The sequence below is a fragment of the Cellvibrio sp. ARAG 10.3 genome (genome assembly GCF_051846955.1).
Lineage (GTDB): Bacteria > Pseudomonadota > Gammaproteobacteria > Pseudomonadales > Cellvibrionaceae > Cellvibrio.
Genome location: NZ_JBPYCU010000037.1, coordinates 1 through 4,978, shown reverse-complemented (window position 1 = coordinate 4,978; position 4,978 = coordinate 1). Strand labels below are relative to the sequence as shown.

Annotated in this window: 10 protein-coding genes; all 10 read left to right on the top strand. The window is 54.1% G+C overall.

Annotated elements, in window-relative coordinates:
• On the top strand, positions 1–300 hold a 300-nt coding region (locus ACSV5M_RS21380; protein WP_439178876.1), incomplete at its 5' end, for a DUF4400 domain-containing protein.
• Between the two features lie 34 nt (positions 301–334).
• Entirely contained in the window at positions 335–1,321 is a 987-nt protein-coding gene (locus tag ACSV5M_RS21375) for a hypothetical protein (RefSeq protein ID WP_439178875.1), read from the top strand.
• A complete protein-coding gene (locus ACSV5M_RS21370) occupies positions 1,318–2,115 on the top strand; it encodes a TIGR03759 family integrating conjugative element protein (protein WP_439178874.1) in 798 nt (265 codons plus the stop codon). Before ACSV5M_RS21375 ends, ACSV5M_RS21370 begins: the two co-directional genes overlap by 4 nt.
• Complete coding sequence (locus tag ACSV5M_RS21365) at positions 2,112–2,702, top strand: hypothetical protein (protein WP_439178873.1); 591 nt, start codon at positions 2,112–2,114, stop codon at positions 2,700–2,702. The genes ACSV5M_RS21370 and ACSV5M_RS21365 overlap by 4 nt, the downstream gene beginning before the upstream one ends.
• A complete protein-coding gene (locus tag ACSV5M_RS21360; RefSeq protein ID WP_439178872.1) occupies positions 2,702–3,187 on the top strand; it encodes a PFL_4695 family integrating conjugative element protein in 486 nt (161 codons plus the stop codon). The genes ACSV5M_RS21365 and ACSV5M_RS21360 overlap by 1 nt, the downstream gene beginning before the upstream one ends.
• A complete protein-coding gene (locus ACSV5M_RS21355; protein ID WP_439178871.1) occupies positions 3,184–3,492 on the top strand; it encodes an RAQPRD family integrative conjugative element protein in 309 nt (102 codons plus the stop codon). The genes ACSV5M_RS21360 and ACSV5M_RS21355 overlap by 4 nt, the downstream gene beginning before the upstream one ends.
• Entirely contained in the window at positions 3,489–3,713 is a 225-nt protein-coding gene (locus ACSV5M_RS21350; protein WP_439178870.1) for a hypothetical protein, read from the top strand. Before ACSV5M_RS21355 ends, ACSV5M_RS21350 begins: the two co-directional genes overlap by 4 nt.
• 12 nt (positions 3,714–3,725) lie before the next feature.
• Positions 3,726–4,115 (top strand): hypothetical protein, encoded by a 390-nt coding sequence (locus ACSV5M_RS21345; protein WP_439178869.1) that lies wholly within the window; start codon positions 3,726–3,728, stop codon positions 4,113–4,115.
• 13 nt (positions 4,116–4,128) lie between these two features.
• Entirely contained in the window at positions 4,129–4,503 is a 375-nt protein-coding gene (locus ACSV5M_RS21340) for a DUF3487 family protein (RefSeq protein ID WP_439178868.1), read from the top strand.
• Positions 4,500–4,978 (top strand): DUF2895 family protein (locus ACSV5M_RS21335; protein ID WP_439178867.1); only part of this gene is annotated, 479 nt, incomplete at its 3' end. The genes ACSV5M_RS21340 and ACSV5M_RS21335, both read left to right, overlap by 4 nt.

Here is a 4,978-nt window from a genome sequence, read left to right as displayed (position 1 = left end):
ACCCTCATCATTCGGCTTGTCACGGTCGTGCTTGCATTACCCGCATTTTTAATCTGGGGCATGCTCGGATTGATTGACGGTCTCGTTGATCGCGACATCCGCAAAGAATGCGGTGGATTGGAATCCTCTTTCCTGTATCACCACGTGCGCCGCTGGGTTGCGCCAAGCCTCGGGGTTGGTTGTGGGCTCTATCTCACGTTGCCGTTCACGTTTAATCCCGGTTTGTATTTTCTGATACCGCAGGCGCTGTTTTTTATTGCCGTGTATTACACCGCATCCACATTCAAAAAATTCATTTAGCAATTTAGCAATTTAGCAAATGGGTATTTACTCAATGACGTCAGAACCTAGCAACATCGTCAACCTGCGGGACTCGCTGCCGCCGCTTCAGCAGGCGGACACTGCACCGCCTGCCGCGCCGGTACCTGCCTCTCACCGTCGTGGGCTGCCGCTCAGCCTGAAAATTCTATTCGCGATGGTCGTTGGGATTGCGGGTGTAGCGATGGCGTATGTGGGTTATACCGGCCAGTGGCCACGTGTACCCATCGCGTCGGCTCCCGCCCCAAACGGTATCGCCCCAGAGATAACGCAGCCCGTTGTTCCGCCAATGCCGACAGAGACATCCTCGACCGTCAATCATGTTGAAGCACCCGTGCGCGACGTGTTGTATTCCATCAACGTCGATCCAACACCAATCGCGCCACCCGCGACGGTCGTTGATCCACTCGCTCGTGATGTGGGGCCAGCAGCGGGCGTCGCCGGTGACTCAGCGTCGCGTGACACTGACGTGCAAACTATTCGGCCAGAGTCCCAGGCTCCGGTCTCACCCGAACCGCTGACACCGTCACGCAGCGCCGCAGCCAGTGTCAGCAATGACATCAGCCTGGCGTATCAAAACCAGGCACGCATTGAAGCGATAGAAGGCTACATCGTCGAGATGCTGACCGTTATCGAATCGCACAAAACCGAACTGCGTGCAATGCAGACATCGCTCGACAAAAACACCACGGCGATTGATCAACAAATGCAGCGCGTGGCCGCGCTCATGCAGCAGCGCGCCGCACCGAGAGACGTTGCGCCGTCTGCTAAAACACCCGCGACGACCGAATCACCGACAATGGCCTTACCGTTTCGCGTGACCTCCATTCGCCAGTTTGGCGAGACGCTGTCGGTTCGCGTGGAAGACACACGCGGGACGTCTCGATTGATGGTCACCGGCCAGCGACTGAACGGTTGGCAATTGCTCAACGTTGATCCGGATCGCCGTCGCGCGGAATTCGTTCACCTTGAGTCGCAAACTCGCCAGGAGGCCGGACTATGAAGGGAACTCGCAACCTCGTTACCGTTATTGCGTCACTGACGATGGCGGTCATATCCCTCAGCACCGTTGCGCAGTTTCCATCGTTGGAGAACCTGCTTGGACCTGAACGACGTCAAGATGCACCGAAGACCGAAACACCACCGATAAAATTCAGTGATCGAACCACAACGTCACGAACTGAAACGGCGTTAACGTCGCAGCCGTGGCAAGCGTGGGGATTAACCGAAAGCGACTGGCGTCAGTACGAAAACATCATGGCGGGACCGCGCGGTATCTGGACACCGAATATCAGTCCTGTCTCCGCACTCGGTGTCCATGCCAAGACTGACGTTGAGCGCATGCGCTATGCGGAAATTGCGGCACGACAAGATTGGAATCGGCTGATGGCCGAACGTGCCTGGTACCTCACCTATGAAACGGCGAAAGAGAGAATCTTTGCGCCCAAGTTGGCGGCGTTGCTTGCTGACCAGCCGACGTTGATGCAAGTGCAGTCCCATGACCGACTGGTGCTGTTTACCGATGACCAATGCAATCCGACGTGTCGCCGTGTCTTGTCGCATGTGATGAGCATCGGTGCATCACTGGATATTTATTTTGTCGGCACATCTGACCGCGCCGTGATAACCCAATGGGCAAAAACAAACAACATTGCACCGGAGAAAGTGAACGCGACGAAGCAAGTGACGTTGAACGTTGACACCGGGTTTTTTCAGCGCATCGCGATTGACACAACCTTGCCGCAATTATTTCGCCGAGACAATGGGCAGAAACAATTAACGGAGGTGCGCCTGTGAGACGTTTCCTCATCACTCTCGCGCTTCTGTTGTCGTCCGCAGCCCAGGCGTTGACGCAACTCGAGATTCCTGGTGCATACAAATATTTTGCAGAAAAATACCAAGTGCCCGCCGATGTATTGTTTGCGGTGTGTCTACAGGAATCCGGAAAACGGTGGCAAGACAAACATCTGCCATGGCCCTGGACATTGAACATCGCCGGTAAGGGCGCGTACTACGACACACCGGCTGATGCACACCACCAGTTATTGCAAGTCATCAACGGTGGCAGCTGCCGGGTCGACATTGGTTTGTGCCAGGTTCACTGGTGTGCGCATAAGAAAAACTTTACCGCGCCCGTCCAGCTACTCAATCCCTACATCAATTTGGCGTATGCCGCGAAGTTAATTCGCAGCGAGTATGACTACACGCAGCGCAAGGGTAATCCGGACTGGTGGATTGCAGTGGGCCGCTACCACTCGCCAGGCAATCCCAAACTCGCCAGCCAGTATCGTGAGCGCGTGAAAGCCCGTTGGCAACGTCGCCAACACGCCATGTCGACCTTGACCGCGTCCATTGATACGCCTGTGCCGCAGGAGGCCGAATAATGAACCTCGCGGTGCTTAGTGCTTTGCTGTTCGGTCTCGCTGCCAATATCGCGATGGCACAGCCGATTGTGTTAGCCGACTTCGGGGGTAAGCCGCTGCCCTGGACACAGGATTTGCACGCGGGCTCTGTACCGCCGATCCCCTTGAAGCGCATCCAGTTTACACCAGCATACCCCATTCGCACCGTCGGTATGCGTCCGGGCTCAGTACATAAAAAAGTGCTGCCGACGGCCGCTGCAATGCCCATCTTTGTTGTCGGGTACGACAGCCAATCATTCGCGTGGCTGCACCACAACAAACAACATTTACTAAATACCGGTGCGCACGGTTTTGTTGTGAATGTCGCAACCTCACAGCAGTTTGCACGCTTACAGGAATATGCCGCACCGATCACCTTGTCGCCGGTGAACGGCGATGATTTTCACCAGCATTTGGGGCTGACCCGTTATCCGTTTTTGATCATTGGTAATGAGGTGATGCAATGAGATTCTTGATCAGCATGATGTTACTTGCGCTCACGTTAAATAGCGTCGCCGACTCGCGTGTTGATCACGTGACCGATGCGGAGCGTTTGGCATTAACAGAATTGATTCGTCAGCTCGATGCAACCCTCGCATTGATTGAACAGGCCGAGCACAACCAATCGGCGGACACACGTTTTCCCCTGGATTATGACCAGCTGCGTAGTGACATTGGATTAATTCGCGACGGTGTATCTCGGCACTTGGCGAAGCCTGTCCGCTCCCCACGGCGTGTGCCGTTGTTGGACGGGGAATACTCACATCGATGAGCGTCCTGGATCGCTTTCGTGACGTCACCGGTTATGAGGCCGCGTATTTCTATGGTGGATGTGCGTTCTTTGTCGCGGTCATCCTGGGCTACCTGCTATTCGTGACAGTAAAGGGGGCGTGGATACGACTGCAAGCAGAGGAAATGAAGGCAGGGGACATGGTGAACACCATCGCCCGCGCGATCGTTTTGTTGATGTTTTTTATTTGGTTAATGTCTTGAGGGTTACATGTAATGAATTCATCGTTAAAGCCAGCAACTGACAGTCGCGTTATTTTGTTCTGTCTCTTTGCCGCAATAGTCATCGTCGTCTTTTTCTTGCCGATAGGTGCGGAAGCCCAGCCACCACTGCCTAATGTTTTACCGGACGGGGTGGATGCGGATGATGACGACCCAGTCAATATGCTCGTTCAGATCATCAAGTATATCGTCGCCGTTGTGTTGTGGCTTGGTGTTCTCTACGCCGGGTTGAAAGTTATATGGGAAGCCATAGGTGACATTCGGGATGCCAAGAACGGTGACACCAAATGGATCGCCGCAGGAAAGTCTATTGCCAGCGGCATTTTTCTCTTCTTGGTCGTGCTGGCCATCGCGCTGTGGTTGACGAACCAATTTTTAGTGTAATTGGTATCCACGAATGAAACCTGAACACTCTGAAAACCAACTTGCCGATGCACTGACAGATGAGCCCGTGATTTTTATGGGGTGCACAACGACAGAGATCCTGACGCTTGTCGTGATCAACATTGGCATCGCATCAGTAGTCGGTATTCTTGTGGCAATTGCCAGTCTGGCGATCTCATCCAGTCTGGCGATCATTCTGGGTTCCGGTCTTTTCTTTGGTGGAGCGTTTGGTTTAACCATGTTCGCGCTGGGTCGGCTGCAATCCATCAAAGAACAACACGGCGATCACTATTACAAAGAGTGGATTCATCTGGTGATGTCCGAGCTGGGTTTTGCCGATAAAGTTCTTAACGAATCCGCGCGCTATTCACGGGGCCGAAGTTTATGAGCCGCATCCGTAATGCACTGACGGCGCGCGAACGCCTCGCGTGGTATCTGCTCATGGTAATCGTCGTGTTGGCCATCGTTCTCATACATGCACATTGGCAGCTCGCGACCGTGCAGAAGAAATTCAAACTGCACGTGCCACCGGATGTATCGCAGGGAGCCTTGCTAACACCCGATATGCCGGGTCACGCCAGTGTGTACATGTACACGCATTACATTTGGCGATCGCTCAATACCTGGCGCGAATCCGGCGTGAAAGAGTACTTGCCCGCAATCGACGCGTTCGCCTGCTACGTCTCGCCAGATTTCCTGAAATGGTTGAAGGCGGATCAGAAACGCGAATCGTCCGCAGGCAATCTGGCACGGACGCGCGAATTGTCCACGGTCAATTTTTACGAGGACAAATTCGTCAAGCCGGCCGGCAACGGCACCTGGTATGTCTGGTTAGACATGTCATTAGAAGAGCGGGTATCCGG

Bases quoted from the DNA above. Each gene is read 5' to 3' on its own strand.
- ACSV5M_RS21370 (WP_439178874.1), top strand. From the start codon at position 1,318: ATGAAGGGAACTCGCAACCTCGTTACCGTTATTGCGTCACTGACGATG.
- ACSV5M_RS21345 (WP_439178869.1), top strand. From the start codon at position 3,726: ATGAATTCATCGTTAAAGCCAGCAACTGACAGTCGCGTTATTTTGTTC.
- ACSV5M_RS21360 (WP_439178872.1), top strand. From the start codon at position 2,702: ATGAACCTCGCGGTGCTTAGTGCTTTGCTGTTCGGTCTCGCTGCCAAT.
- ACSV5M_RS21340 (WP_439178868.1), top strand. From the start codon at position 4,129: ATGAAACCTGAACACTCTGAAAACCAACTTGCCGATGCACTGACAGAT.
- ACSV5M_RS21375 (WP_439178875.1), top strand. From the start codon at position 335: ATGACGTCAGAACCTAGCAACATCGTCAACCTGCGGGACTCGCTGCCG.
- ACSV5M_RS21355 (WP_439178871.1), top strand. From the start codon at position 3,184: ATGAGATTCTTGATCAGCATGATGTTACTTGCGCTCACGTTAAATAGC.
- ACSV5M_RS21350 (WP_439178870.1), top strand. From the start codon at position 3,489: ATGAGCGTCCTGGATCGCTTTCGTGACGTCACCGGTTATGAGGCCGCG.